A 25,302-nucleotide genomic window follows, 5' to 3' on the forward strand; every position below is an offset into this window, starting at 1 on the left:
CTCGCCAGCGCCCTGCGAGGAAGGCGTATTCTACTGAAGTGGCTGAGCTTGTCAACTCTCTTCGCTGCCGCCACCGAGGTGATCCTGGCCGCGAAGCGCCGTTCCTGCCGGCGTCCTTCAGCGTGGTGGTGCATTTTACCGTCTCCGGCGCTTCTGTCAATCACGAATCTCTCTAGCCGACCCGAAAAAACCAAACAGAAACAAGCACTTCTCCACTTCCGCCGCCGGTCACGTTGGCCCGTTGCCGGCAGCGGATGCGTACTTTACGTATTCCTCGCAGACCCCGCAAGGCCTTCCTGTAAAAAAGTTTCAGGAGGGTGACGGCGCCGTGATAGGCCGCGCTCTCCACAGGCCCGAATGATGAGGGCCTGTGGAAAGAAAAGGCGAGGCGGAGACGACAACGCCCGCTCGAGGCGGGCGTTGAAAGTGGGCACAAGTACACTCAGCCTTCGGGAGGCGCATGCTTCATCTTGCGCATGATGGCCAGCGTCGGCCCCGAAGCCACATAGGCGCCGAACAGCAGCAGCAGCATGACGGAGGGCTCGACCGAAACCACCACGAAGCCGAGCACGATGGCCAGCAGCACCACGAAGGGCACCGGCCCCTTGAGGTCGATGTCCTTGAAGCTGTAATAGCGGATGTTGCTGACCATCAGTACGCCCGCCGCCGCAACGACAAACAACATCAGAAGCTTGAAGCCTACGGCTTCCGCATCGAAGCTGTGAAAGGTCCACACGCTGGCCGCCACGAAGGCCGCCGCCGAGGGGCTGGGCAGTCCGATGAACCACTTCTTGTCGACGCTGCCGATCTGCACATTGAAACGCGCCAGGCGCAGTGCCGCACAGGCCACGTAGAGGAAGGCCACGACCCAACCGGTCTTGCCGATATCCTGGAGAATCCAGGTGAACGCCACCAGCGCCGGCGCCACGCCGAAGGAGAGCATGTCGGAAAGGCTGTCGTACTCGGCTCCGAAGGCGCTCTGGGTATTGGTCAGCCGTGCCACGCGGCCATCCAGGCCGTCGAGCACCATGGCGATAAAGATCGCCACGGCCGCCGCCGTGAAGTCGCCGTTGATGCCGGCGACCACCGAGAAGAACCCGGCAAACAGGGCGGAGGTGGTAAACAGGTTGGGCAGCAGGTAGATCCCCCTGCGGCGGACTTTCTTGCCATCCTCGATCGACTCCTCGACCACCTCCGTTTCGCGCACGAAGGCAGCGGCCAGATCCTCCTCCTCCGATCGCTCGTCCTTGCCGGCGGCAGGGTCTGTCTGGGCGCCATCGCGATGGCTGTCGTGCTCGGTGCTGCGGGGATCCTGACTCATTCGCTTCGTCCGTTGCCAGAATGGGGCCACTCGAAAGTGCTGCCCCTCATTCTACACGGTGATACCGGGGCGAAAAGCGCAGCGGCCGGCAGCCGGATGCAACAAGGGCGCGGAAATCCGCGCCCTTGTCCCGGTCGTAACGAGCCAGGCGACTCAGTTCTTGCTCTTGTCGACCAGCTGATTGGCAGCGATCCATGGCATCATGCCACGCAGCTTGGCGCCGACCTGTTCGATCTCGTGCTCGGCGTTCAGGCGCCGACGGGCCGTCATCGACGGATAGTTGGAACCGCCTTCCTGGATGAACATCTTGGCGTACTCGCCGGTCTGGATGCGCTTGAGCGCATTGCGCATGGCCTGGCGGGATTGCTCGTTGATCACCTCGGGGCCGGTCACGTACTCGCCGTACTCCGCGTTGTTGGAGATGGAGTAGTTCATGTTGGCAATGCCGCCCTCGTACATCAGGTCGACGATCAGCTTGAGCTCGTGCAGACACTCGAAGTAAGCCATCTCGGGGGCGTAACCGGCCTCGGTCAGGGTTTCGAAACCGGCCTTGACCAGCTCCACCGCGCCGCCACACAGCACGGCCTGCTCGCCGAACAGGTCGGTCTCGGTCTCGTCCTTGAAGGTGGTCTCGATGATCCCGCTGCGCCCGCCGCCGATGGCCGCGGCGTAGGAGAGCGCGAGCTCCTTGGCCTTGCCGGAGGCGTCCTGATGGATGGCGATCAGGTCGGGAATGCCGCCGCCCTTGACGAACTCGGAGCGCACGGTGTGGCCCGGCGCCTTGGGCGCGATCATGATCACGTCGAGGTCGCGGCGAGGCTCGATCTGGTTGTAGTGGATGTTGAAACCGTGGGCGAAGGCGAGCGTGGCGCCCTGCTTGAGGTTCGGCTCGACCTGGCTCTCGTAGATCGCCTTCTGGTTCTCGTCGGGGGCCAGGATCATGACCACATCGGCGCTCTTGCACGCCTCTTCGACGGAAGCGACCTTGAGGCCGGCACCTTCGGCCTTGGCCGCGGAAGCGGAACCCGAGCGCAGCGCGACGGTGACGTCGACGCCGGACTCCTTGAGGTTGTTGGCGTGGGCATGGCCCTGGGAGCCGTAGCCCACAATGGTGACCTTCTTGCCCTGGATGAGGGAGAGGTCGCAGTCCTTGTCGTAGTAGACGCGCATGGTGTGCTCCTGAAAGCGGAAGTAGGCGGAGTTGGTGTCAGCGTTGACGGCCACCCGCACCGTCTGTCGCGGTGCTGGGAGTCGGCTCATTCGATGTCCCCACCTTAACGCCACAGCCATGTTGCGTAAAACGCGATATTTGCAACGTCACGTGCCGAATCATGCAATAATTCAGCCCATGGACATGCGCCCCCTCAAGCAGTTTCTCACCCTGGCCGACACGCTGCACTTCGGTCGTGCCAGCGAGCTGTGCCACGTCAGCCCCTCGACGCTCTCGCGTACCATTCGCCAGCTCGAGGAAACCCTCGAGACGCCGCTGTTCGTGCGCGACAACCGCCATGTCAGTTTGACGCGCCAAGGCCAGGCGTTTCAGGCCTACGCTCGCGAGGCCCTGGCCCAGTGGGAACTGCTGCGCCACACCCTGAGCAACCATGCCGAGGAGCTGGCCGGCGAGATCAGCATCTACTGCTCGGTCACGGCCAGCTACAGCTTCCTCTACGATCTGCTCAGCGATTTTCGCCTGCGCCATCCGCGCATCGAGCTCAAGCTGCACACGGGCGACCCGGCAGAGGCGATGAACCGAGTGCTGGCCGGCGAGGAGGACATGGCGATCACGCCACGGCCACGCAGTGCCCCGGGGGCACTGGCCTTCAAGTCACTGACCCGCTCGCCGCTGGTGTTTATCGCTCCGGTGGAACCGGCCGACTGGATCCCGACCACGCCCGACTCTCCCTCCGCCGTGCAGTGGCGGGTCGTACCGATGGTCCTCTCCGAGGCGGGGCTGTCGCGCGAGTATGCCGATACCTGGTTCAGGGCACTGGGCGTGGCACCAAGGATCTACGCCCAGGTGGCCGGCCACGAGGCGATCGTCAGCATGGTGGGGCTCGGCTTCGGCATCGGCGTGGTGCCGAAGATCGTGCTCGACGCGAGCCCGCTCGCCGAGCGGGTGCGCGTGCTGCCGGTGAAGCCCGAACTGCCGCACTACGACGTCGGACTGTGCGTGCTCAATCGCCAGCTAAAGAGCCCGCTGATCCAGGCGCTATGGGACGAAGTCGAGGAGCGTTAAGCCGGCCCACGAAAAAGCCGCCTCGAAAGGCGGCTTGTCGATACTGCAGACACGGTAGTCAGAGGCTGAGAACTTTGTCGCCCCTGGCGATACCGGACACGCCGGTGCGCGCCACCTCGAGCACACCCACCGGCCCCATGGCCTGAAGGAAGGCATCGAGCTTGGGCGCGTCACCGGTGATCTGCACGGTGTATAGGCTTGGTGTCACGTCGACGATCTGCGCGCGGAAGATATCGACGGTACGCTTGACCTCGTCGCGTGCGGCCCCCAGCGCCTTGACCTTGACCAGCATCAGCTCGCGCTCGATGTGGTTGCCCTCGGTGAGGTCGACCAGCTTGATCACGTCGATCAGCTTGTTGAGGTGCTTGGTGATCTGCTCGATCACCCGGTCGTCGCCGACGGTGGTCACGGTCAGCCGCGACAGCGACGGGTCCTCGGTGGGCGCCACGTTGAGCGTCTCGATGTTGAAGTTGCGCTGCGAGAACAGCCCCACCACGCGAGACAGTGCGCCCGGTTCGTTTTCCATGAGAATCGAGATGATATGGCGCATCAGGTCCGCTCCGTCTTGGAAAGCAGCATGTCACGCATGGAGCCCAGGGGCACCTGCATCGGATAAACGTGCTCGCGCGGGTCGACGATGACGTCGACGAACACCAGCTCATGCTTGTCGGCGAAGGTACGCTCCAGCGCCGGGCGCAGCTCGTCCATCGTCTCCACCCGCAGCGCGGTGAAGCCATATGCCTCGATCAGCTTGGCGAAGTCGGGCAGCGACTCCATGTAGGAGTGCGCGTGGCGCGACTTGTAGTTGAGGTCCTGCCACTGACGCACCATGCCCAGCGACGCGTTGTTGAGGTTGATGATCTTCACTCCGCCGCCGAACTGCTTACAGGTGGAGAGCTCCTGCATCATCATCTGGAAGCTGCCCTCCCCGGTGACGCAGATTACCTGCTCGTCGGGAAAGTTCTGCTTGATGCCCATGGCCGCCGGGAAACCGAAGCCCATGGTGCCGAGCCCGCCCGAGGTGATGAAGCGGTTGGGCTTGTCGAACTTGTAGTACTGGGCGGCGAACATCTGGTGCTGGCCCACGTCGGTGGTGACGTAGGCCTCGCCGCGCGTCACCTCGCACAGCGCCTCGATCACCTCCTGCGGCTTGAGCTGCTCGCCGGGCTTCGAGGGCTCGTAGAGCTTGCCGCGACGCTCCTCGCGCCAGCCGTCGATCTTGTCCCACCACTCAGCCAAGGCCTCAGGGTGGGCGATCTCCTTGCCCTGCACCAGGCTGATCATCTCGTCGATGACGCTGGCCGCCGGCCCGACGATGGGCACGTCGGCACGCACCGTCTTCGACACCGAGCTGGGATCGATGTCGACGTGGATGATCTTGGCGGTGGGGCAGAACTTGGAGGTGTTGTTGGTCACGCGGTCGTCGAAGCGCGCCCCGATGGCGATGATCAGGTCGGCGTGGTGCATGGCCATGTTCGACTCGTAGGAGCCGTGCATGCCCAGCCAGCCCAGGCACTGGCGGTCGCTCTGCGGGTAGGCGCCGATGCCCATCAGCGTGGTGGTGATGGGATAGCCGAGGCGCTTGACCAGGTCGGTCAGGCCCTCGCAGGCACGCCCGGTAACGACCCCGCCGCCGGTGTAGAAGACCGGGCGCTTGGCCTTGAGCATCATCTCCACGGCCTTCTTGATCTGGCCGGTGTGCCCCCGTGCCACCGGGTTGTAGGAGCGCATCTTGACCTTCTTCGGATAGACGTACTCGTAGCGTTCGGTGGGTGCGGTCATGTCCTTGGGAATATCCACCACCACCGGGCCGGGACGTCCCGTCGAGGCCAGGTAGAAGGCCTTCTTGAGGACTTCGGGGATCTCGGTCGGGTGCTTGATCGAGAAGCTGTGCTTCACGATCGGGCGGGTCACGCCGATGATGTCGGTTTCCTGGAAGGCGTCATCGCCGATCAGGTGGCTCATCACCTGGCCGCACAGCACCACCATGGGAATCGAGTCCATGTAGGCGGTGGCGATGCCGGTGACGGCGTTGGTGGCGCCGGGGCCGGAGGTGACCAGCACCACGCCGGGCTTGCCGGAGGCGCGTGCATAGCCGTCGGCGGCGTGGGTGGCCGCCTGTTCGTGGCGCACCAGGATGTGCTTGACCTTGTCCTGACGGAACAGCGCATCGTAGATGTGCAGCGCCGCGCCGCCCGGATAGCCATAGATGTATTCGACGCCTTCATCCTGCAGGAATCGGGCGATCATATCCGCGCCGGAAAGCAATTCCACTTGTGTATCTCCCCTGGAGGTCTCGAGTGCGATCCGTCCCGCAACGGGTACGGATTCGAGTGCGGCGGTATGCCGCTGTCGGCGAGGCCGACACCTGATGCCAAACCCTGGCATTAGGCCCGGTTGGGGCCTGCACTCTCATCACGGCGGATCGCCGCGTCGGGGCATTGGCCGGACCCGGCGGTTGGCCGGCTCCGGAATCCTTCGGCGGGTAGAGGCCAGGCGGCCTACCCTTCGCGCGGGAATGGGGGGTTGCCCGCAGGAGTCCGCGCCCGCAAATCAGGAACGCTCAAGATTCCAACAGCCTAGCGGAAGTGTCAACCGTGGGCGGCCTCCGGGAGGTTGGAACACCATAAAAAAGCCCGCCGGCGAAGCCGCGGGCGGGCAAGGGGGTTACAGGACGCAACCTATAAGACAGTGTAGTCGTTTGCCGGCGGCTGTACCGGGCAACCCGTTATGCCCGTGTATCAGGCACGAAACACGAGCTTGCCCGCCTCCTCCTCGACATGGATCACGTCACCAGTGGCGAAGCGCCCGGCCAGCAGGTCCTGGGCCAGCGGGTTCTCGATACGGCTCTGGATCGCCCGCTTGAGCGGTCGCGCACCGAACACGGGATCGAAGCCCGCCTGGGCGAGCTGGGCCATGGCCGCGGCACTGACCTCGAGCTGCATGCCGTGCTCGGCGAGACGTGCCCGCAGGCGGTCGAGCTGGATCCCGGCGATGGCCTCGATCTGCTCCTGGCGCAGGGCATGGAACACCACCACCTCGTCGATGCGGTTGATCAACTCGGGACGGAAGTGCGTGCCGACCACGTCCATGACCGCACGCTTCATCTCGTCATAGTGCTCGTCGCCGCCCATGCGCTGGATGATGTCCGAGCCCATGTTGGAGGTCATCACGATCACGGTGTTGCGGAAGTCCACGGTGCGCCCCTGGCCGTCGGTGAGGCGCCCGTCCTCCAGCACCTGCAGCAGGATGTTGAAGACGTCCGGATGCGCCTTCTCGACCTCATCGAGCAGCAGCACCGAGTAGGGCTTGCGCCGCACCGCCTCGGTCAGGTAGCCGCCCTCCTCGTAGCCCACGTAGCCGGGCGGTGCGCCGATCAGTCGCGCCACGGAGTGCTTCTCCATGAACTCCGACATGTCGATGCGCACCATCGCCTCCTCGGTGTCGAAGAGGAAGCTCGCCAGCGCCTTGCACAGCTCGGTCTTGCCCACCCCGGTGGGGCCGAGGAACAGGAACGAACCGTTGGGCCGGTTGGGGTCGGCGAGCCCGGCCCGCGAGCGGCGCACCGCGTTGGCCACCGCCTCGACCGCCTCCTCCTGGCCGATCACGCGCTGATGCAGCGCCTGCTCCATGCGCAGCAGCTTGTCGCGCTCGCCCTCGAGCATCTTGGAGACGGGAATGCCGGTCCAGCGCGACACCACCTCGGCGATCTCCTCCTCGGTGACATTGGAGCGCAGCAGCTTGTGCTGCGAGGTGTCGGCCTCCGTCTCGCTGGTTTCGGCGATCTTCTTCTCCAGCTCGGGGATGACCCCGTACTGCAGCTCCGACATGCGACCGAGGTCGCCCTGACGGCGCGCCTGCTCCAGATCGATGCGGGCGCGGTCGAGCTCGTCCTTGAACTGGGCGGCGCCCTGAATGCTGGCCTTCTCGGCCTTCCAGATCTCCTCGAGGTCGGCGTATTCGCGCTCCAGGTCGTCGATCTGTTCCTGCAGGCTCTCGAGGCGCTTCTTCGACGCCTCGTCGGTCTCCTTCTTGAGGTGCTCGCGCTCCATCTTGAGCTGGATCAGCCGGCGGTCGAGGCGGTCCATCTCCTCGGGCTTGGAGTCGAGCTCCATGCGGATGCGCGACGACGCCTCGTCGATCAGGTCGATGGCCTTGTCGGGCAGCTGGCGGTCGGTGATGTAGCGGGTCGAGAGCTTGGCCGCGGCGATGATCGCGCCGTCGGTGATGTCGACCCCGTGGTGCACCTCGTAACGCTCCTTGAGACCGCGCAGGATCGCCACGGTGTCCTCTTCGGAGGGCTCGTCGACCAGCACCTTCTGGAAGCGCCGCTCGAGTGCGGCATCCTTCTCGATGTACTTGCGGTACTCGTCGAGGGTGGTGGCGCCCACGCAGTGCAGCTCGCCGCGGGCCAGCGCCGGCTTGAGCATGTTGCCGGCATCCATGGCGCCCTCGGCCTTGCCGGCGCCGACCATGGTGTGCAGCTCGTCGATGAACAGAATCACCCGGCCCTCCTCCTGGGCCAGCTCCTTGAGCACCGCCTTCAGGCGCTCCTCGAATTCGCCGCGGAACTTGGCCCCGGCCAGCAGCGAGCCCATGTCGAGCGACAGCACGCGCTTGTCCTTGAGCCCCTCCGGCACCTCGCCGTTGACGATGCGCTGGGCCAGTCCCTCGACGATGGCGGTCTTGCCCACGCCGGGCTCGCCGATCAGCACCGGGTTGTTCTTGGTGCGCCGCTGCAACACCTGAATGGTGCGGCGGATCTCGTCGTCGCGGCCGATTACCGGATCGAGCTTGCCGTCGGCGGCGCGCTCGGTCAGGTCGAGGGTGTACTTCTCCAGCGCCTCGCGCTGCTCCTCGGCGTTGGGGTCGTCGACCTTCTCTCCGCCGCGCACGCTGTCGATGGCGCTCTCGAGCCCCTTGCGGGTCACCCCGGCCTGGGTCAGCAGCTTGGTCACGGCATGCCCCATCTCGAGAGCGGCCAGCAGCACCAGCTCGCTGGCGATGTACTGGTCTCCGCGTTTCTGCGCCTCGCGGTCGGTCAGGTTGAACAGCTTGATCAGGTCGCGCGAGGGCTGGACCTCGCCGGTGAACTGGCCGACCTGGGGCAGGTCGTCGAGGTGACCCACCAGGGTGTCGCGCAGGCGCGCGGCATCGCCGCCGGCCTTCTGGACGAGCGCCTTGATGCCGGTGTCCCGGGCATCGAGCAGTGCCAGCAGCAGGTGGCCGGGCTCGAGCTGGTTGTGCCCCCGCCCCACGGCCAGGGACTGGGCGTCGGCCACGGCGTTCTGCAGCTTGGCGGTGAACTTGTCGAAACGCATTCGCTTTCCTCCATCGGGATGGCGGCGCGGTCGGACGCGCCGCTTGGCCCTGTCGTATCGTATTGACAGTCTCAATGGAGTCAGCGTGGCCGGCTTTCAAGTCGTCGGCCAGGGGAGGAGTGCGTCAGCTTGACGTGGGTCAAGTCCAGCAGGACGGCGCGACAGGGTGATTCCGTTCATCACCTCCGGAGCGGTTCACCTCAACCAGATGACGCTGGCCATGCGCCCGGTCCTGCCATCGTCGCGACGATGCGAATAGAAGCGCGACTCGCAGGCGGTGCAGAAGTGGCCGCCGCTGACGTGGGCGACACCGAGCCGTTCCAGGCGCAGCCGCGCGAGCTTGTAGAGGTCGGCCATGTAGTGACCCAGGCGGTAGGGGCTGGGGTCGAAGGCGACCGCCGCCTCCGGGTGCACGCCGACGAAGGCCTGCTGCACCTCGGGTCCCACTTCGAACTGGGCGTTGGAGATCGCCGGCCCCAACCAGGCCAGCAGCTCCTCTGGCGGGGCGGCGAGCGCCGCCACGGTGGCTTCGAGCACCCCGCCGGCCAGCCCCCGCCACCCCGCATGGGCCACGCCGACGCGGGTGCCCTGGCGGTCGCAGAAGAACACCGGCAGGCAATCGGCGGTGAGCACCACGCAGGCGTGGCCGCGATCGAAGGCTACCGAGGCATCGGCTTCGGTAACGGCCTCCGTATGGCTCGCCTGCACCCGGGCGCCGTGGACCTGCTGGAGCCACAGCAGCGGCCTCTCGTCGTCAAGCTCGGCGCCGATCAGGCGGCGGCACAGCGCCACGTGCGCGGGATTGTCGCCTACCTGGTCGGCCGGGTTGAAGCAGGCGAACTCACCCTGGCTGGGGCCGGTCTCGCGCGTGGTGACAAAGGCCCCGACGCTGGCGGGGGCCGGCCAGTCGGGCTCGATCAGGGTCGGTTGCAGATGGGGGGCGTCGCTCATGGGGCTCCTCAGCGCATGGCCTCGTGGTCGTCACGCAGGTAATCGATCAACAGCAGCAGGTCGTCGGGCAGCGCGGCCCGGAACTCGACCGGCTGACCACTGGCAGGGTGGCGGAAGGCCAGCTTGCGGGCATGCAGCGCCTGGCGGGGAAACGCCCGTAGCAGATTCTTGAGCGCCTCGCTGGCCCCGGCCGGCAGCTTGAGCCGCCCACCGTATACCGGATCGCCAACCAGCGGGAAGCGTCGGTGCGCCAGGTGCACGCGAATCTGGTGGGTGCGGCCGGTCTCGAGCCGGCAGCGCACGTGGGTATGGGCGCGGAAGCGCTCGACCACGCGATAGTGGGTCACCGCCGGCTTGCCGCCGGCGTGCACCGCCTGACGCTTGCGATCCTTGGGGTGCCGGCCGATAGGGGCGTCCACCGTGCCGCCGGAGGTCATCACGCCGACACTGACTGCATCGTACTCGCGCGACACCGTTCGCGCCTGGAGCTGCTCCACCAGGGCCGTCTGAGCGGCCAGGCTCTTGGCCACCACCATCAGTCCGGTGGTGTCCTTGTCCAGGCGGTGCACGATGCCGGCCCGCGGCACCGTGGCCAGGCCCGGGCAGTGATGCAGTAGCGCGTTGAGCAGAGTGCCGTCGGGGTTGCCCGCGGCGGGATGCACCACCAGGCCCGCCGGCTTGTCGATGACCAGCACTTCGTCATCCTCATGGATGACGTCAAGCGGTATCGCCTCGGGCTCGAAGCGCACCTCCTCCTCGAGCTCGGCGGCGAGCTGCAGCCACTCGCCGCCAGCCATCTTGTCCTTGGGCTTGCCCGGACGGCCGTCGACGGTCAGCGCTCCCTGCTTGATCCAGCCCTTGAGGCGCTCGCGGGAATGGTCGGCGAAGAGTTCGGCGGCGGCCTGGTCGAGGCGACAGCCGGCCAGAGTGACGGGCACGCGTTGCTGGGCTTCCACGATCTGGGGCATAGGGGGGTATCGCTGTCAGCATCCTCGGACTGCGTTTTCACGCGAGGTGCTTTATAGTGGACGGGTTACGGTCGATTCTACCACGGCCGACACGGCTTGTTAGACACGAGGATCACGATGCGCGTTTCCCCCATCGCCACACGCCTTATCGCCCTGCTCCTGGCGGCCGCCCTGGTCAGCGGCTGTGCCGGCAGGTCTGCCACGGAAGAAGAGCCAGACGAGTTCGAAGGTGTTGCCGAACAGCAGCTCTACGACGAGGCGCGCGACGCGCTCGAGGACGGCCGCTACACCACCGCCATTTCGCGCCTCGAGGCCATCGATACGCGCTACCCCTTCGGCCGCCATGCCGAACAGGCCCAGCTCGAGCTGATCTACGCCTACTACGAGACCAGCGACTGGGAAGCCACCCGCGCCGCCGCCAGTCGCTTCATCCGCCTGCACCCCACGCATCCGCAAGCCGACTACGCCCTCTACATGCGCGGGCTGGCCTCGTGGCAGGCGGGTCGCTTCAGCCTCGAACGGCTGCGCCTGATCGACATCTCCAAGCGCGACCTGGGCGCGTCCCGCGACGCTTACACCGATTTCCGCGAGCTGGTGTCACGCTACCCCGACAGCGAATACGCGCCGGACGCCGAGCAGCGCATCGTCTACCTGCGCAACGTGCTGGCCCGCCACGAGCTTCACGTCGCCGATTTCTACCTGCGCAAGGGCGCCTACCTGGCCGCCGTCGAACGCGGACGCTGGGTGGTCGAGAACTATCCCGAAGCCGAGGCCACCCGCGATGCGCTGGCGGTGATGGTCGAGGGATACCTGGGTCTCGACATGCGCGATCGCGCCCGCGAGGTGCTGCAGGTGCTGATCGAGAACGACCCCAACAACGACCGTCTGCGCGGCCGCACCTTCCGACCGCAGCACGTGCGCGCGGACTCGCTCTCCGCCTGAGCGCAGCCGAAGCGCGACACCGGGAACCCGCGAGCCTGCTCGCGGGTTCCTCTCGTTGCCCATTGGCTCCTCAGTCGCCGGCCTGCCAGCCATTGACGATGGGGTAGCGACGGTCGCGACCGAACCCACGCGGCGTCACCCGCACGCCGACCGGCGCCTGGCGTCGCTTGTACTCGTTGCGATCGACCAACCTGACCACCTGGTAGACGTCGTCGCGCTCGAAGCCGGCGGCGATGATCGCCTCGGCGCTCATGTCGCCCTCGATGTAGCGCGCCAGGATGGCGTCGAGGGTGTCGTAGTCGGGCAGCGAGTCGGTGTCCTTCTGGTCGGGTGCCAGCTCGGCGGAGGGCGGGCGCGTGATGACACGTTCGGGGATCGCCGGCGACTGGGTGTTGCGCCAGCGGGCCAGGCGATAGACCCAGGTCTTGTAGACGTCCTTGAGCGCATTGAAGCCGCCCACCATGTCGCCGTAGAGCGTGGCGTAGCCCACCGCCATCTCGCTCTTGTTGCCGGTGGTGAGCACCATCAGGCCTTTCTTGTTGGAGATCGCCATCAGCAGCACACCACGACAGCGCGACTGCAGGTTCTCCTCGGTGGTGTCGCGCTCGGTGCCGGCGAAGGTGTCGGCCAGGGTGGCCAGGAAGGCGTCGACCATGGGCTCGATCGGCAGCACCTCGTAGTGAACGCCGAGCAGCCGCGCCTGCTCGGCGGCGTCTTCCTGGGAGATGTCGGCGGTGTAGCGATAGGGCATCATCACAGCATGCACCCGCTGCGGCCCCAGCGCGTCCACCGCGATGGCAAGCGACAGGGCCGAGTCGATGCCGCCGGAGAGCCCCAGCACCACGCCCTGGAAGCCGCTCTTGTTGACGTAGTCGCGTACGCCGCTGACCAGCGCGCAGTAGAGGCTCTCCTCGGGCGCCTCGGAAGGCTCGATCTCGCCCTCCTGCGGCACCCACCTGCCCGCCTCCTGAATCAGCTGTACCGGCATCAGGCCCGCCTGCCAGTAGGGCGCCACCACCCGCACCTGGCCCTCGGCATCGACGCAGGCCGAGCCGCCGTCGAAGACCAGCTCGTCCTGCCCGCCGATGGTATTGACATAGACCATCGGCAGCGACACCTCGGAGGCGCGCTGCTCGAGCAGGCGCAGGCGCTCGGCAGGCTTGTCCTGGTGGTAGGGCGAGGCGTTGAGCGTGACGAGAATGTCCGCTCCCGCCTCACGTGCCGCCCGCACCGGCGCCCCATCCCAGATGTCCTCGCAGATCAGCACGCCGAGCCTGGCACCCTTGTGCTCGATCACCAGGCTCTCGTCGCCGGTGGCGAAGTAGCGCCGCTCGTCGAAGACCTGGTAGTTGGGCAGCACCTGCTTGGCATATTCGCCGATCCATTCGCCGTTGTAGAGCAGGCCGGCCAGGTTGTAGCCAAGCCCCTCGCGCCGGCCGGGGTAGCCGATGATCACCAGCACGTCGCGGGACATCTTCGCCGCCATGCGGGAACGCGCCTGGCGCAAGCGGGTCTCCATGGAAGGGCGCAGCAACAGGTCCTCGGGCGGGTAGCCGCTCAGGAACAGCTCCGGAAACACCACGATATCGGCACCATGTTCGATGCGCGCCTCGCGAACGGCTTCGATGGCACGATCGGCGTTGCCGGGGATGTCCCCCACCAGCGGGTCCAGCTGCGCCATCACCAGCGTCAAATCTTGCATGGGCGTAGAAATCTCTTGAGAATCCATAGTCATTGTATTGTCCCGCAAGGGCGTCCGGCTGGCAAAGCCGCTAGCCCCCACCTGGGAGACGAACAAGGATGAACCTGTTGCTGATTCGGCTGATCATCTTCGCCGTGCTGTTCTTCGCCGGCCTGAAGCTCTACCGCATGTACCGCGAATGGAAGCTGGACCGCGAGAACCGGCTCGATGACGAGTCGACCCAGGAGGGGCGACCGATGGTACGCTGCGCCTGGTGCCAGGTACACGTGCCGGAGAGCGACGCCGTGCGCGACCAGGGCGAGTGGTTCTGCAGCAGCGCCCATCGCGATCGCTTCCTGCAGGAGCAGCAGCCCCCCGGGGAGTAGCCGGCGGGCGCTGGTGGCAATCGCCTACAAATTCCATCGGCAATGACTGATAGACGCCACCCCAGGCTCGACTAGAGTGGATGCCTCGTGACCGGGAATCCCTCCAGGAGAGCGCCATGGATGCGGCTCGTATTGCCTCCGCCACCGCCCCGGGCCAGCGCGGCCTCACCCTCATCGAGCTCCTCGTGGTCATCGCCGTGGCTATCCTGCTGATGGGCTGGGCCGTGCCCGGCCTCCAGGCGATGAACGCCCGCCAGGAGGTCATCGCCGAAGCACACCGTCTCCGGGTGGCGCTGTCGCTGGGGCGTAATAGCGCCATCACCCGGCGCAGCACGGTGATCGTCTGCCCCAGCCCCGACCACCGGCGCTGCGATACCCGCGACTGGAGCGCCCCGCTGGCCATCGTGCTCGGCCCGCTGGCGGGCAGCGAATTCGACGAAGGGGCCCTGCTGCGAGTGATCGAGGCCGGCCGCGGCGTTAGCGTCCGCTATCGCCGGGACGGCAAGCCGGTTCGCTACGGCGCGCTGGGGCGGCCTGCGGGACACAATGGTACCTTCCGTATCTGCGGTCGCCACGAACAGGGTGCCGAACTGGTGCTCAGCAACTTCGGCCGGGTGCGCGCCGGCGGCACCCTCGACTGCTGACCCCGCCATGCCTCACAGGAGCCTGCATGCGGCAAGCCATCGTGGGTTATCACCGTGACGACGAGGGGCACTGGGTCGCCGAGCTGGCATGCGGACACAACCAGCATGTCCGCCACCAGCCGCCCTAGGTCGAGCGCCCCTGGGTCACGACGGCGGCCGGGCGCCGTTCGCGCCTCGGTCTCGAGCTGTCGTGCGTCAAGTGCGACCGCGGCGAGCCCCGCGACAATCCCTGACCGCCCGGTCGCGGCGGCGGCGAACCTGCTAACCCTTTGGCCCCATCAACAGCCAGATGATCAGCCCGACCAGCGGAAATACCAGCAGCACGATGATCCACAGCAGCTTGGCGATGGGGCCGGCCGAACTCTTGGCCACCTTGACGATCGCCCATACCAGTATGATCAGCCAGATCAGGCCCAGCAGGCCGCCCACTTCGATTCCCATCAGACATCTCCTTGTCCCGCGGTTGGTGTTGGTTCAAGGAGTAGCACGCGGCGGCGAAGGTAACAAACAGAAACTGTTACCGCAGGTGAACCGAGGTAATGCCGATCAGCCGAGTCGCCACCACTCGGGCAGCAGCCGGCGCACGTCCCGGCGCTGGAAGCGGTCGTCCATCAGCACCAGGGTGCCGCGGTCCCGCGGGCTTCGGATCACCCGGCCCGCGGCCTGGACCACCTTGATCAGGCCGGGGATGCGGTAGGCATAGGCATCGCCACAGCCGAAGCGTGACTCCAGCCTTACCTTGAGCGCCTCGTTGAAGGGGTCGAACGGCGGCAGCCCCAGGGTGGCGATGAAGGCCCCGACCAGCCGCTCGCCGGGCAGGTCGATGCCCTCGCCGAAGGCCCCGCCCAGCACCGCGAAGCCGATGCCCTGCGCGCCCGGCTGAAAGCGCGCCAGGAAGGCCTCGCGCTCGACCTCGCGCATGCCGCGGGTCTGGCTCCAGCGGGGCAGTTCGGGGTAACGCTGCGCCAGCCGCGCCTCCACCGCCTGGAGGTAGGCAAAGCTGCTGAAGAAGGCGAGGTAGAGGCCGGGGAGGCGACGGAACTGGCCGGCCAGCTCGTCCACGATCGGGTCCAGCGAGGCCTCACGATCGCGCAGCCGCGTCGAGATGCCGCCGCGGATGCGCACCTCGAGCTGCTCGGCGCGAAACGGCGAGGCGACCGCCTGCCAGACGCAGTCGCGGGGCAAGCCCAGCAGGTCGCGATGGTAGTGCGACGGACTCAGGGTGGCGGAAAACAGGACGCTGCTGTGGGCCAGGGCGAAGCGCGGGGCGAGGAAGTCCGCCGGCACCACGTTGCGCAGGCCCAGCACCGCGCGGCCGCGACCGTGCCGGGTCAGGTCGCACAGCGAGTGCTCGCCGAAGGCTTCGGCCAGGCGACAGAAGCCCAGGGCCTCGAACAGCCGCTCCTGCAGGAGCGGGTCGGCACCGCCCGGGTGCTCGGCCAGGTAGTCGGTGATCGCCGCAGCCGCCTGCTGCACGGCGCCGACAAACCGCCCGGGCAGGTCGTCGAGCACGCGGTAGGCCGGCTGGCCCACCCGGCCCTCGTCGGCCCCGCCCTGCTCGCGCAGCAGGGCCTGCCACTGGCGCACCAGCCGACCGAGGGGCTTGATCAGTGGCGCCGGGGCCTGGCGGTGCAGCTGGCCGAAGGCGCGCTGGTGCAGCTCGCCGCTGTACATGCCGCGGGCACGCTCCACCAGGTTATGAGCCTCGTCCACCAGCAGCGCCAGGCGCCAGCCGTTGGCCTGCGCCAGGCCGTGGAGCAGCGCCGATGCATCGAAGTAGTGATTGACATCGCCCACGCAGACATCGCTCCAGCGCGCCAGCTCCTGGCCCAGGTAGTAGGGGCAGATGCCGTGCTCGAGCGCCACCTCGCGCAGCGCCTCGCGGTCGAGCCAGCCGCGTGCCACCGCGGCCTGGCGGGCGGCGGGCAGCCGGTCGTAGAAGCCGGCGGCGAGCGGACAGGCATCGCCATGACAGGTCTTGTCGGGGTGCTCGCAGGCCTTGCTGCGGGCCACCAGCTCCAACACCCGCAGGGGAAGGCGCTGCTCGCCGCCCCCTGCCCCATCCTTTCCGCCGCCCGCCCCCAGCCGGTCCAGGGACTCCAGCGCCAGTCGCCGCCCGGGGGTCTTCATGGTCAGGAAGGCGAGCCGGTCGATGGCTTGGCGCGGCATCGCCTTGAGGCTGGGAAACAGCGTGGCCACGGTCTTGCCGATGCCGGTCGGGGCCTCGGCCAACAGGCAGCGGCCAGTGGCCGCCGCCTTGTAGACGCCCTCGGCCAGCTCGCGCTGGCCGGAGCGAAAGCCGGCGTGGGGGAAACGGAGTTCGACCAGGGCAGCATCGCGCGCCTGGCGATGGGCCCGCTCCTGCTCGGCCCAGCCCAGGAAGCGCTCGCACTGGGACTCGAAGAAGGCGGTGAGTTCGGCGGCGCTGGCCTCCTCGGTCAGGCGCGTCTCGCATTCGCTGCCGATGTCGAGGTAGACCAGCGCCAGGGTCAGGGAGTCGAGCCCCCGCTCGGCGCACAGCAGCGCCCCGTAGACCTTGACCTGGGCCCAGTGCAGGGCGCGCTGGTTGGCCGCCATGCGCGACAGGTCGCCGCGGTGGGTCTTGATCTCCTCGAGGCACTGGCTCGCCGGGTCGAAGCCGTCGGCGCGGCCGCTGACGAGGAGACCGCGATGGCAGCCGCTCAGGGCAATCTCGCGCTCGTAACCCTCGCCGCGCCGCGCCGTCACCCGGGCATGGCCGGCAATGCCTTCGCGAGCGCTGGGCGACGGGGTGAAGCGATGGTCGAGATCGCCCGCGCGGGCGGTGAAGTCGCACAGCGCCCGCACCGCCACCCGGTAGGGCGTCACCTCGCACGCCTTGGCGGCATCGCTCATGGCATCGCCTCCGCCTGCCAGCTGACGTGGCAGACCACCGCGTCGATCCCCTGCCCCCGGAAGAACGCCAGCCAGCGGCGCTGGTTGTCCTGCAGCCTGTCGCCGGGGCCCTTCACCTCGATCAGCCGGTAGCGGGGCCCACCCGTGGCGCCCGGCAGGAACTGGATCAGGTCGGGCAGGCCGGCGCGGTTGGCCCGGAGGTCGGCCAGCAGGCGTTCGAAGCAGGCCCGCAGGTGCGCCGCGGGTATGCAGGCGAGCGCCTGCTCGATGAGCACCTCGTCGAGTCCTTCCCAGTGGACGAAGGGCGAGGCCAGGCCGTGCTTGTCGCGCCAGGTGCGCCAGATCGCCTCGTCATGGGTACCGGCATCGAGCCGTGCCAGGCAGGCCGCGAAGCGCTCGCGTCGGCGGGCCACGAAGTCGTCGCGATGGAGATCCGCCGGGCCGCCGTGGAAGGGGTGGAAGAAGGCGCCGGGCAGCGGCGCGAACAGCGCCGGCCAGCAGAGCAGGCCGAACAGCCCCGTGACGAGGACGTTCTCGACATAGTGCACGGGAGCCTCGGGGCGGCTCAGGTGCTCGGCCACGGCCTGCTCGACGCCCCCCATGCCGGCGCGCGGCAGGCACAGGTCGAATCGTGGCGGCGCCGCCTCCGGCTCACGCTCCGGCGGCACCAGCCCCAGCCGGCGGCAGAGCCTCGGCAGCAGCCGCGCCAACGCCTGGGCTTCCTGCTCGCCGGCAGCCGAGTCCCAGGCCTGGATCGCCAGGGCATGAGCCTGGCGGTACTCGCCCCGCCGCTCCAGCAGGCGCAGGCGGCGGATGCGCGCTTCCACCTGGCCTCCCGGTCCGTCGCCGCTCGCCGCATAGAGCCGCAGTGCCCGCTCCTCCTCGCCGCCGCGCTCGGCGGCATGGCCGAGAGCGAACAGCAGCCGGCCGCGGCGCTGGTTCAGCCAGGCGTTGCCCTCCGGCACGTCGGGGATCTCGGCCTCCAGCGTTGCGGGTTCCTCGCCGGCCTCGAGGCGCTCGCGCAGCCGGTGCAGGAGCAGGTAGGCGTCGACCTCCTCGCGGCGGTGAAAGGCGCGCGAGCCGGGGGTCGCCTCGACCCGTTCGAAGCGCTGCAGGCCGAGCTCGGCGAGCACGAACTCGGCCCAGTCCTGGCGCAGGTTGCCGAAGAACATCAGCCGCAATCGATCGCACCAGGGCATCACCGTCAGCCGCACGATCTGCTCCCCCGCCAGCACGTCGCTGGCCTCTGGCCACCACGCCTCCAGGCGCTGCGACTGCTCCAGCCATGGCGCCAGTGCTTCGCCCAGCTGCGCCTTGCTCGCCCTGGGCGACAACCCGGCAGCGGCGATCTCGCCCGCCAGCGCCTGGCGCAGCTCGGCCAGGCGCAGCAGGCGAAACAGGTCGACGAGGCCCAGCGCCGGGTCGGCCTCGATCCAGCCGGCCTCGACGAGCGGCGCCAGGGCGCTCTGGGTATCGCCGATCTCGGGATAGGCGAGCTTGCTGCTGCGAAACAGTTCGCCCTTGCGCATCACCATGCGCACCAGCAGCGCCTGGGACGACTGCGGCAGGGCCATGAAATCGGCGACGAGACGGCGCTCCGCCGCGGTCAGCAGGTCGCCGTGGCGCTCGCTCACCCAGTCGAGGACGAAACGGAAGTTCGCCAGGTAATAGAGCGGATCGTCGAGGGAAGCGGTGACCGAAGCGGCGCCTGGAATACTGTTCATGCATCCATGATATCAGCCCCGCGGCCCGGCGCCATCCTCACCGTTCAGCGCAGGCCTGCGGCAAGTGAACGCACCACCTCGGCGGCCGGCGCCTCCCGGCAGGCGCTGGCGTGCTGGCCGGCCCACAGCGGCGAGAAATCGGCGCTGCCCGCGGCCTCGGCGGCGCGGCGCAGCGGCGCAATGGCGGCGGTGGCCAGCGGGAAGGCCGGCGCCACGTCGCCAAGCGGGCCCAGTTCGCGCATCAGCCGGGTGACGATGCCGCGTGCCGGTCGCCCGGTGTAGAGTCGGGTCAGGGCGGTGTGTCGCGCGGCTTCGCTCTGCAGCGCCCGGCGGTGCAGCGCCGAGGTGGTGGCTTCGGGGCAGCACAGGAAGGCGGTGCCGACCTGCACGGCGCCGGCTCCCAACGTCAGCGCGGCCGCCACGCCGCGGGCGTCGGCGATGCCGCCGGCGGCGATCACCGGCAGCGAGACGGCCGCCGCCACTTGCGGCAGCAGGGCGAAGGTGCCGAGCTGAGTGGTAACGTCGTCGGTGAGGAACATGCCGCGGTGGCCGCCCGCCTCCAGCCCCTGGGCGATCACCGCGTCGGCGCCGTGCGCCTCGAGCCAGCGCGCCTCCTCGACCGTGGTGGCCGAGGAGAGCACCAGCGCGCCCCAGCTCTTGACCCGCTCGAGCAGCGCCGGCTCGGGCAGGCCGAAGTGAAAGCTGACCACCTCGGGGCGAAAGGGCTCCAGGGCATCGCAGGCCTGGTGATCGAACGGGCGTCGCCCAGCGCCCGTCGGCACATCGTCGATGTCGAGACCGTACGCCGCGTAGTAGGGCGCAAGCGCCTGGTGCCAGCGCGCCTGCCGCGCCTCGTCCGGTAGCGGCGGGGCATGACAGAAGAAATTGACGTTGATCGGCCGCGCCGTCGCCGCGCGAAAGTGGCGCAGCTCTTCCGCCATCGCCTCGGGCGTCAGCATGGCGCAGGGCAAGGCGCCCAGCCCGCCCGCCTCGCTCACGGCCACCGCCAGGGCGGCATCCTGCACGCCGGCCATGGGGGCCTGAAAGAAAGGAAGGTCGAGGCCGAGCTGGCGGGTCAGGCTCATGGGTCGTCTCCCTGCTGTCGTCGTGGGCGCTGCCGGGGCCGCTTCGGCCCCACGGTGTCGGCAGCATAGGCGCCGCGCTGGCCCATCGGCCGGGGCTCGCCCACCGTGGTGTCACGGCGGGTCTGGCGCTCCATTTCAGCGTTGATCTCGGCCCCCAGCAATACGACGAACGAGGAAAGCCAGAACCACAGCATCAATACCACCACGGCCCCCAGCGAGCCGTAGAGCTGGTCCAGGTTAGCGACCTGGCCGACATAGAGCGACAGCCCGGAGGAGCCCAGCAGCCACAGCAGCGTCGCCGTCACCGTGCCCGTGCTGACCCACTCCCAGCGCGGCGAGGTGCGATAAGGGCCGTAGCGGTAGAGCACGGCGATCACGAACATCATCAGCAGCAGCAGCGCCGGCCAGCGCAACCACTTGATCAGGGTGACCAGCGGGCCCTCCAGGGCCAGCCAGCCGACGGCGAGAGGATAGAGCGCGACGAAGATCGTGGCGGCCAGCGATATCACGATCAGCCCCACGGTCAGCGCGGCCACCACCAGCATGCGATGCCCCAGGCCGCGCCGGTCCTCCTCGCCGTAGACCACGTTGAGCCCGATCATCAACCCGCGCACCCCCTTCGAGGCGAGAAACATCGCTACCAGCAGGCCGAGCACCGCGGTCAGGCTGAGTCCGGTATCGGTGTTCTCGCTCACCTCCACGGCCTGGTCGTTGATCAACTGGGCGCCCCCCGGGGGCATGAAGCGACTCAGCTCCCCGATCTGGCTCGCCACCTGCATCGGATCGAAGACCAGCGCCCACAGCGAGATGACCGCCCCCATGGCCGGAAACAGCGACAGCAGCGCGTAGAAGGCGATCCCCGCCGCCAGCATGTTGATCCGATCATCCGCCATCTCCGCCTTGACCCGCCAGAGCACGTCCAGCCAGCCCGTAGCGGGTATCTGGTTTGGATTGTCGGCTCGCCTGCCTCGCCAGAACTTCCTCATTCGTCTCCCCTGGTCTGCTGCGCCGGGCGCAGGATCATGCGCGCATCGCGAATCTCGATGTTGAAGCGGTTGAGAAAGCTCATTCCCAGCAGAGCCACGTCACCCTCGAGCCCGGGGCTGATGGAGCCGCGCACCCCCGTGGCAGAAAAGCCACCCAGGCTGACCTCCTCGAGCCAGGTGAGCTCACCGCGCACCCGCCCGTTGGCGGTGTTGAACCAGGCCGAACCCGCCGGCTCCAGCTCAAGACGCTCGGCCAGGGCGGTCGATACGGCCACGTAGGTGGCGCCGGTGTCGAGCAGGAACTCCACCGGCTCGTCGTTGATGCGTCCGGTGGCGATGAAGTGTCCCGAGCGGTTGCGCTCGAGCACGATCGGCTCCTCCGCTCCGCTCACGGCATTGACCAGATGGGCGTTGGGGTTGCGCTGGGTCTCGAGATAACCGTGGAACCACCAGCTGCCGACAGCGATGAACGCCACCCAGAACAGCAGCATCATGCCCATTCCGGCGCGCCGGATCGAACCGCCCTCTCGCTGCATCGACTACCCCCGTTGGCGCGGCCAGCCCGCTTTGACACCCTCGGCTTCGCTGTCTTTACTCTAGGGCGGCAAGTCTCCCCGGTCGGGTCGCCCGTCGCACGGATCAGGCTCGACCAGCGTCTCGACAAGAACAAGGATAGCCACATGCCAGACAGCTTCGCATATTCGACCGCTTTCGCTTCCCGTCATTCCGTCGCCGCCCCGAGCGCGGCCGCGACCACCCTCGTCGCCGCCCTGCTGCTGACCGCCACGCCGGTGGCGGCGTGGGACGGGCTGGTCGAAAAGCAGGTCTTCGAGATGGAGTCGTACACCACCGTCGGCGGCGAGACCATCGCCCCGCTGCGCATCGGTTGGGAGGCCTACGGCGAGCTCAACGAGGCCAAGGACAACGCCATCCTGATCACCCACTTCTTCTCCGGCACCAGCCATGCCGCCGGCCGCTATGCCGAGGAGGACGCGGCACCCGGCTACTGGGACGCCATCATCGGCCCGGGCAAGCCGCTGGACACCGACGAGTACTACGTCATCGCCGCGGACACCCTGGTCAACCTCAATGCCCACGACCCCAACGTGACCACCACCGGGCCGGCCACCACCAACCCCGAGACCGGCGAGCCCTGGGGAACCGACTTCCCGCTGGTCACCATCCGCGACTTCGTCGAGGTGCAGAAGGCGCTGCTCGAGAGCCAGGGCATCGAGCGACTCCACGCGGTGATGGGCGCCTCGATGGGCGCGCTTCAGGCCTACGAGTGGGCCAGCGCCTATCCCGAGCGGGTCGAGCGGCTGATCCCGGTGATCGGCGGCGGCGTCGCCGACCCCTGGCTGCTGGCCACCCTGGGCGCCTGGGCCGCGCCCATCCGCGTGGACGCCAACTGGAACGACGGCGACTACTACGACAGCGAGCCGCCGCTGGACGGTCTGCGCGAATCGCTCAAGCTGGTCACCCTCAACGCCAACCACTGGCGATGGGCCAACGAGACCTTCGATCGCAGTTGGGCCGACGAGGACGCCGACCCCACCCAGGAACTGGAGGCCCGCTACGCCATCGAACAGACCCTCGACGACATCGCTGCCTCACGGGCCGAGCTCGCCGATGCCAATCACCTGCTCTACCTGGTCAAGGCCAACCAGGCATTCATCGCCGGGCACGGCGACAGCGTGGAAGAGGGCCTGGCTCGCATCGAGGCGCCCACGCTGATGCTCTACAGCGAGAACGACCTGGTCTTCGCCCCCGACGGGGTGCGCCAGACCGCCGAGATGATCGAAGCCGGCGGCACCGAGGTCGAGCTGGTCGCGCTGGAGGGCAACCGTGGCCACCTCGACGGCGTGCTCGCCATCGACCAGGCCGGCGACAGGCTGCGCACCTTCCTGACCGAATGAGGCGTCCGCCCCCTGGCGGAGCTAGCCCGCCAGGGAGCGCGCCAGCAGGTAGCCGCCCATGGCCAGCAGGCCACTGAGGAAAACACGTCGGAAGGTGGTTTCGGAGAGACGACGCCGCAGCCACTGGCCGAGCTGCATGCCGACGAGGGCCGGCACCACCGCGCCCAGCGATAGCAGCCCCAGCTCCACGCTGAGCAGGCGCTGCCCGCCCATGGAGAGGCCCAGCGCGGCGGTCGTGACCACGAACAGCACGCCCATGGCCTGGATCAGCATGTCCCGGGGCAGGCCGAGGGATTGCAGGTAGGCCACACCGGGGAACACCGACGAACCGGTCATGCCGGTGAGCAGGCCCGTCAGCGCCCCATTGACCGGCGCGGCATGGCGGCCACGGCTGACCCACTTGGCCAGGCCGAGACCGAACAGCCCGGCGAGCGCATAGAAAGCGATCAGCACCCCCAGGAGCCCCGAGAGCCAGCGAACCTCGACCCGAGCAAGCACGGCCACGCCCACCCACACGGTGACCACCGAGGCCAGCAGGAAGGGCCACAGCCGCCCCAGGATCCGCATGAGATAGCCCCCGACCAGCGCCTGCCAGACGTTGGTGACGAGGGTGGGAGCCAGCAGCAGGGCCATGGCCGACGGCAGCCCCACCGTCGCCGTGAGAAGGGCCAGCGAGACTGTGGGCATGCCCATGCCGATCACGCCCTTGACGAGGCCGGCGGCGACGAAGGTCGCCGCCACCAGCGCCATCAGCAATGGATCGAGGTCCATGCGGCGGACTCCTTGTCAGGCTGCGGTTCCGTTGCGTGCCTCCCACGCAGCGGCCGCCTGCTGCCCCCGGGCCTGGTCGACCGCCAGGCAGATCAGCATGGCGACGATGAACAGTGCCGCGCACAGCAGGATCGAGGCCTGCAGCCCCACCACCGACTGCAGCAGCCCCAGGCCGATGATGCCGAACACCCCGGCCAGCTTGTTGGCCAGGCCCCAGAAGCCGAAGAACTCGGCGGCCTTGCGCGTGGGCGAGAACAGCCCCACCAGGGCACGGCTGGCCGACTGGCTCGAGCCCAGCGAGAGCCCAGCCAGGCAGCCGACGAACAGGAACAGGTGCTGGGCCTCCCACTCCAGCCCCAGGCTGGCATTGAGGAAAGCCGTGACCTCGGGCGTGGCCCAGATGGCGAATATCGCCGCCACCCACAGCATCAGGGTCAACTGGTAGGTGAACTTGGTACCGATGCGATCCTGGAGGAAACCGAAGCCGAGCGCGCCGGCCGCCGCGGTGACCTGGACGATGATGAACATGACGTTGCGAATCGATTCGTCCCAGCCGATCACCTGGGCACCGTAGATGAAGGCGAAGGCGATGATGATGTAGACCCCGGCCATGGAGAACAGCAGCGACACCAGGAAGATGCCCAGGTCGCGGAAACGCCGCAGCTCGTGCAGGGTGGTGGAGACGCGCTCCCAGGCGATCTCGCGGTAGGTCCTGGCGTGCGGCTGCGGCGTGCCGCGCTCCTTCACCCATAGGAAGGTGGGGATGGCGGCGACCAGGAAGAACACCGCGGCGAAGGGGCCCACCCAGCGGATACGCTCGAAGTTCTCGGCGGTGGCCTCGCCCAGCACCAGCAGGGTGAAGCCGGCGGCGAACAGGCCGCCGACGTAGCCCAGTGCCCAGCCGAAGCCGGAGATCTTGCCGAGGTCGTGCGGCGGGCCGAGGTCGGGCAGGAACGCCGCAATGAACGACTCGCCCATGGAATAGGCGTAGTTCGAGATCACGATCAGCAGCAGACCGAGCATGACGTAGCCCGGCGCCACGAAATAGAGCAGCGCGGTGGCCACCACGGTGGCGATGTAGCTGATGAACAGGAAGCGCTTCTTGGCCGCGCGGTAATCCATCACCGCGCCGCACAGCGGGCCGGTGAGCACCACCAGCAGGTAACTGACGGCCAGCGCCAGGCTCCACAGCAGGTTGGCCAGGCGGAAGCCGTCACCGCGATCGCCGACGATCACGGTGGTGAACAGCTCGCCGAACACCACGGTAATGATCAGCAGCGTATAAGCCTGGTTGGCGAAGTCGAACATCGCCCAGCCGAAGATTTCCCGCTTCGACGCCCGCTGCCTGGGTGCCGTACCGCCCGCGGCCGGTATCGCGCTCATCTGTGCCTGTCCTCCTCGCCCTGCCCGGAAGCGCCTAGCCTATCAGCTTCTCGCGGCAAACATGACGACTTGGCGGCTTTCACTACACTGAGGACTACATTCCAGACTGGAGG

At 67.9% G+C, this 25,302-nt stretch carries 21 protein-coding genes and 1 pseudogene; 6 read left to right on the top strand and 16 right to left on the bottom strand.

Features of this window, described 5'->3' with window-relative positions:
- Positions 1–442 precede the first annotated feature (442 nt).
- Together pssA and ilvC are read right to left on the bottom strand one after the other, a co-directional pair.
- Entirely contained in the window at positions 443–1,321 is an 879-nt protein-coding gene (pssA, locus tag DIS04_RS18940) for a CDP-diacylglycerol--serine O-phosphatidyltransferase (RefSeq protein WP_111415354.1), read from the bottom strand.
- A 153-nt stretch (positions 1,322–1,474) separates the two neighbouring features.
- On the bottom strand, positions 1,475–2,491 hold the full coding sequence (ilvC, locus tag DIS04_RS18945; protein ID WP_111415401.1) for a ketol-acid reductoisomerase: 1,017 nt from the start codon (positions 2,489–2,491) through the stop codon (positions 1,475–1,477).
- Positions 2,492–2,669: 178 nt separating this feature from the next.
- Between ilvC and ilvY the strand changes: the two genes are divergently transcribed.
- Complete coding sequence (ilvY, locus tag DIS04_RS18950; RefSeq protein WP_111415355.1) at positions 2,670–3,557, top strand: HTH-type transcriptional activator IlvY; 888 nt, start codon at positions 2,670–2,672, stop codon at positions 3,555–3,557.
- A gap of 58 nt (positions 3,558–3,615) precedes the next feature.
- On the opposite strand, the gene ilvN is transcribed toward ilvY, so the two are convergent.
- From ilvN to rluD, 5 genes are all read right to left on the bottom strand, one after another.
- On the bottom strand, positions 3,616–4,107 hold the full coding sequence (gene ilvN, locus DIS04_RS18955; RefSeq protein ID WP_111415356.1) for an acetolactate synthase small subunit: 492 nt from the start codon (positions 4,105–4,107) through the stop codon (positions 3,616–3,618).
- Entirely contained in the window at positions 4,107–5,831 is a 1,725-nt protein-coding gene (locus tag DIS04_RS18960; RefSeq protein ID WP_111415357.1) for an acetolactate synthase 3 large subunit, read from the bottom strand. The genes ilvN and DIS04_RS18960 overlap by 1 nt, the downstream gene beginning before the upstream one ends.
- 467 nt (positions 5,832–6,298) lie before the next feature.
- Positions 6,299–8,878 (bottom strand): ATP-dependent chaperone ClpB, encoded by a 2,580-nt coding sequence (gene clpB / locus DIS04_RS18965; protein ID WP_111415358.1) that lies wholly within the window; start codon positions 8,876–8,878, stop codon positions 6,299–6,301.
- A gap of 195 nt (positions 8,879–9,073) precedes the next feature.
- Entirely contained in the window at positions 9,074–9,829 is a 756-nt protein-coding gene (gene pgeF / locus DIS04_RS18970) for a peptidoglycan editing factor PgeF (RefSeq protein WP_111415359.1), read from the bottom strand.
- 8 nt (positions 9,830–9,837) lie between these two features.
- Complete coding sequence (rluD, locus tag DIS04_RS18975; protein ID WP_111415360.1) at positions 9,838–10,797, bottom strand: 23S rRNA pseudouridine(1911/1915/1917) synthase RluD; 960 nt, start codon at positions 10,795–10,797, stop codon at positions 9,838–9,840.
- Positions 10,798–10,914: 117 nt separating this feature from the next.
- Here rluD and DIS04_RS18980 point away from each other — a divergent pair, with 117 nt between their 5' ends.
- A complete protein-coding gene (locus DIS04_RS18980; protein ID WP_111415361.1) occupies positions 10,915–11,739 on the top strand; it encodes an outer membrane protein assembly factor BamD in 825 nt (274 codons plus the stop codon).
- Between the two features lie 70 nt (positions 11,740–11,809).
- Here DIS04_RS18980 and DIS04_RS18985 read toward each other — a convergent pair whose 3' ends face one another.
- Positions 11,810–13,441, bottom strand: coding sequence for an NAD+ synthase (locus tag DIS04_RS18985; RefSeq protein ID WP_111415362.1), 1,632 nt, complete (start codon positions 13,439–13,441; stop codon positions 11,810–11,812).
- Positions 13,442–13,539: 98 nt separating this feature from the next.
- On the opposite strand from DIS04_RS18985, the gene DIS04_RS18990 reads away from it, so the two are divergent.
- The 3 genes and pseudogenes from DIS04_RS18990 to DIS04_RS20690 all read left to right on the top strand — a co-directional run bounded on the left by DIS04_RS18990 (position 13,540) and on the right by DIS04_RS20690 (position 14,683).
- Positions 13,540–13,806: a PP0621 family protein gene (locus tag DIS04_RS18990; protein ID WP_111415363.1), complete on the top strand. Its 267-nt coding sequence runs from the start codon at positions 13,540–13,542 to the stop codon at positions 13,804–13,806.
- Between the two features lie 116 nt (positions 13,807–13,922).
- Entirely contained in the window at positions 13,923–14,450 is a 528-nt protein-coding gene (locus tag DIS04_RS18995; protein WP_162623121.1) for a GspH/FimT family pseudopilin, read from the top strand.
- A 26-nt stretch (positions 14,451–14,476) separates the two neighbouring features.
- Positions 14,477–14,683, top strand: a pseudogene (locus tag DIS04_RS20690) (DUF3565 domain-containing protein).
- Between the two features lie 28 nt (positions 14,684–14,711).
- Here DIS04_RS20690 and DIS04_RS19010 read toward each other — a convergent pair.
- The 6 genes from DIS04_RS19010 to DIS04_RS19035 form a co-directional block, all read right to left on the bottom strand.
- Positions 14,712–14,891, bottom strand: coding sequence for a PLDc N-terminal domain-containing protein (locus tag DIS04_RS19010; protein WP_111415366.1), 180 nt, complete (start codon positions 14,889–14,891; stop codon positions 14,712–14,714).
- Positions 14,892–14,996: 105 nt separating this feature from the next.
- Positions 14,997–17,324, bottom strand: a complete 2,328-nt coding sequence (locus DIS04_RS19015; protein ID WP_111415367.1) for an ATP-dependent DNA helicase — start codon at positions 17,322–17,324, stop codon at positions 14,997–14,999.
- Entirely contained in the window at positions 17,321–19,048 is a 1,728-nt protein-coding gene (locus DIS04_RS19020; RefSeq protein WP_111415368.1) for a VRR-NUC domain-containing protein, read from the bottom strand. Before DIS04_RS19020 ends, DIS04_RS19015 begins: the two co-directional genes overlap by 4 nt.
- A gap of 44 nt (positions 19,049–19,092) precedes the next feature.
- On the bottom strand, positions 19,093–20,133 hold the full coding sequence (locus tag DIS04_RS19025) for an NAD(P)H-dependent flavin oxidoreductase (RefSeq protein WP_111415369.1): 1,041 nt from the start codon (positions 20,131–20,133) through the stop codon (positions 19,093–19,095).
- Complete coding sequence (locus DIS04_RS19030) at positions 20,130–21,119, bottom strand: YihY/virulence factor BrkB family protein (protein WP_111415370.1); 990 nt, start codon at positions 21,117–21,119, stop codon at positions 20,130–20,132. The genes DIS04_RS19025 and DIS04_RS19030 overlap by 4 nt, the downstream gene beginning before the upstream one ends.
- Positions 21,116–21,655, bottom strand: coding sequence for a retropepsin-like aspartic protease family protein (locus DIS04_RS19035; RefSeq protein WP_111415371.1), 540 nt, complete (start codon positions 21,653–21,655; stop codon positions 21,116–21,118). The genes DIS04_RS19030 and DIS04_RS19035 overlap by 4 nt, the downstream gene beginning before the upstream one ends.
- Before the next feature lie 144 nt (positions 21,656–21,799).
- Here DIS04_RS19035 and DIS04_RS19040 point away from each other — a divergent pair, with 144 nt between their 5' ends.
- Positions 21,800–23,035: an E22 family MetX-like putative esterase gene (locus DIS04_RS19040; protein WP_111415372.1), complete on the top strand. Its 1,236-nt coding sequence runs from the start codon at positions 21,800–21,802 to the stop codon at positions 23,033–23,035.
- A gap of 21 nt (positions 23,036–23,056) precedes the next feature.
- Here the strand turns inward: DIS04_RS19040 and DIS04_RS19045 are convergent, their stop codons facing one another.
- Entirely contained in the window at positions 23,057–23,806 is a 750-nt protein-coding gene (locus DIS04_RS19045; protein ID WP_111415373.1) for a sulfite exporter TauE/SafE family protein, read from the bottom strand.
- A 15-nt stretch (positions 23,807–23,821) separates the two neighbouring features.
- A complete protein-coding gene (locus DIS04_RS19050) occupies positions 23,822–25,189 on the bottom strand; it encodes an MFS transporter (protein WP_111415374.1) in 1,368 nt (455 codons plus the stop codon).
- Positions 25,190–25,302 lie beyond the last annotated feature (113 nt).

The organism is Billgrantia lactosivorans, from assembly GCF_003254665.1.
GTDB lineage: Bacteria > Pseudomonadota > Gammaproteobacteria > Pseudomonadales > Halomonadaceae > Halomonas > Halomonas lactosivorans.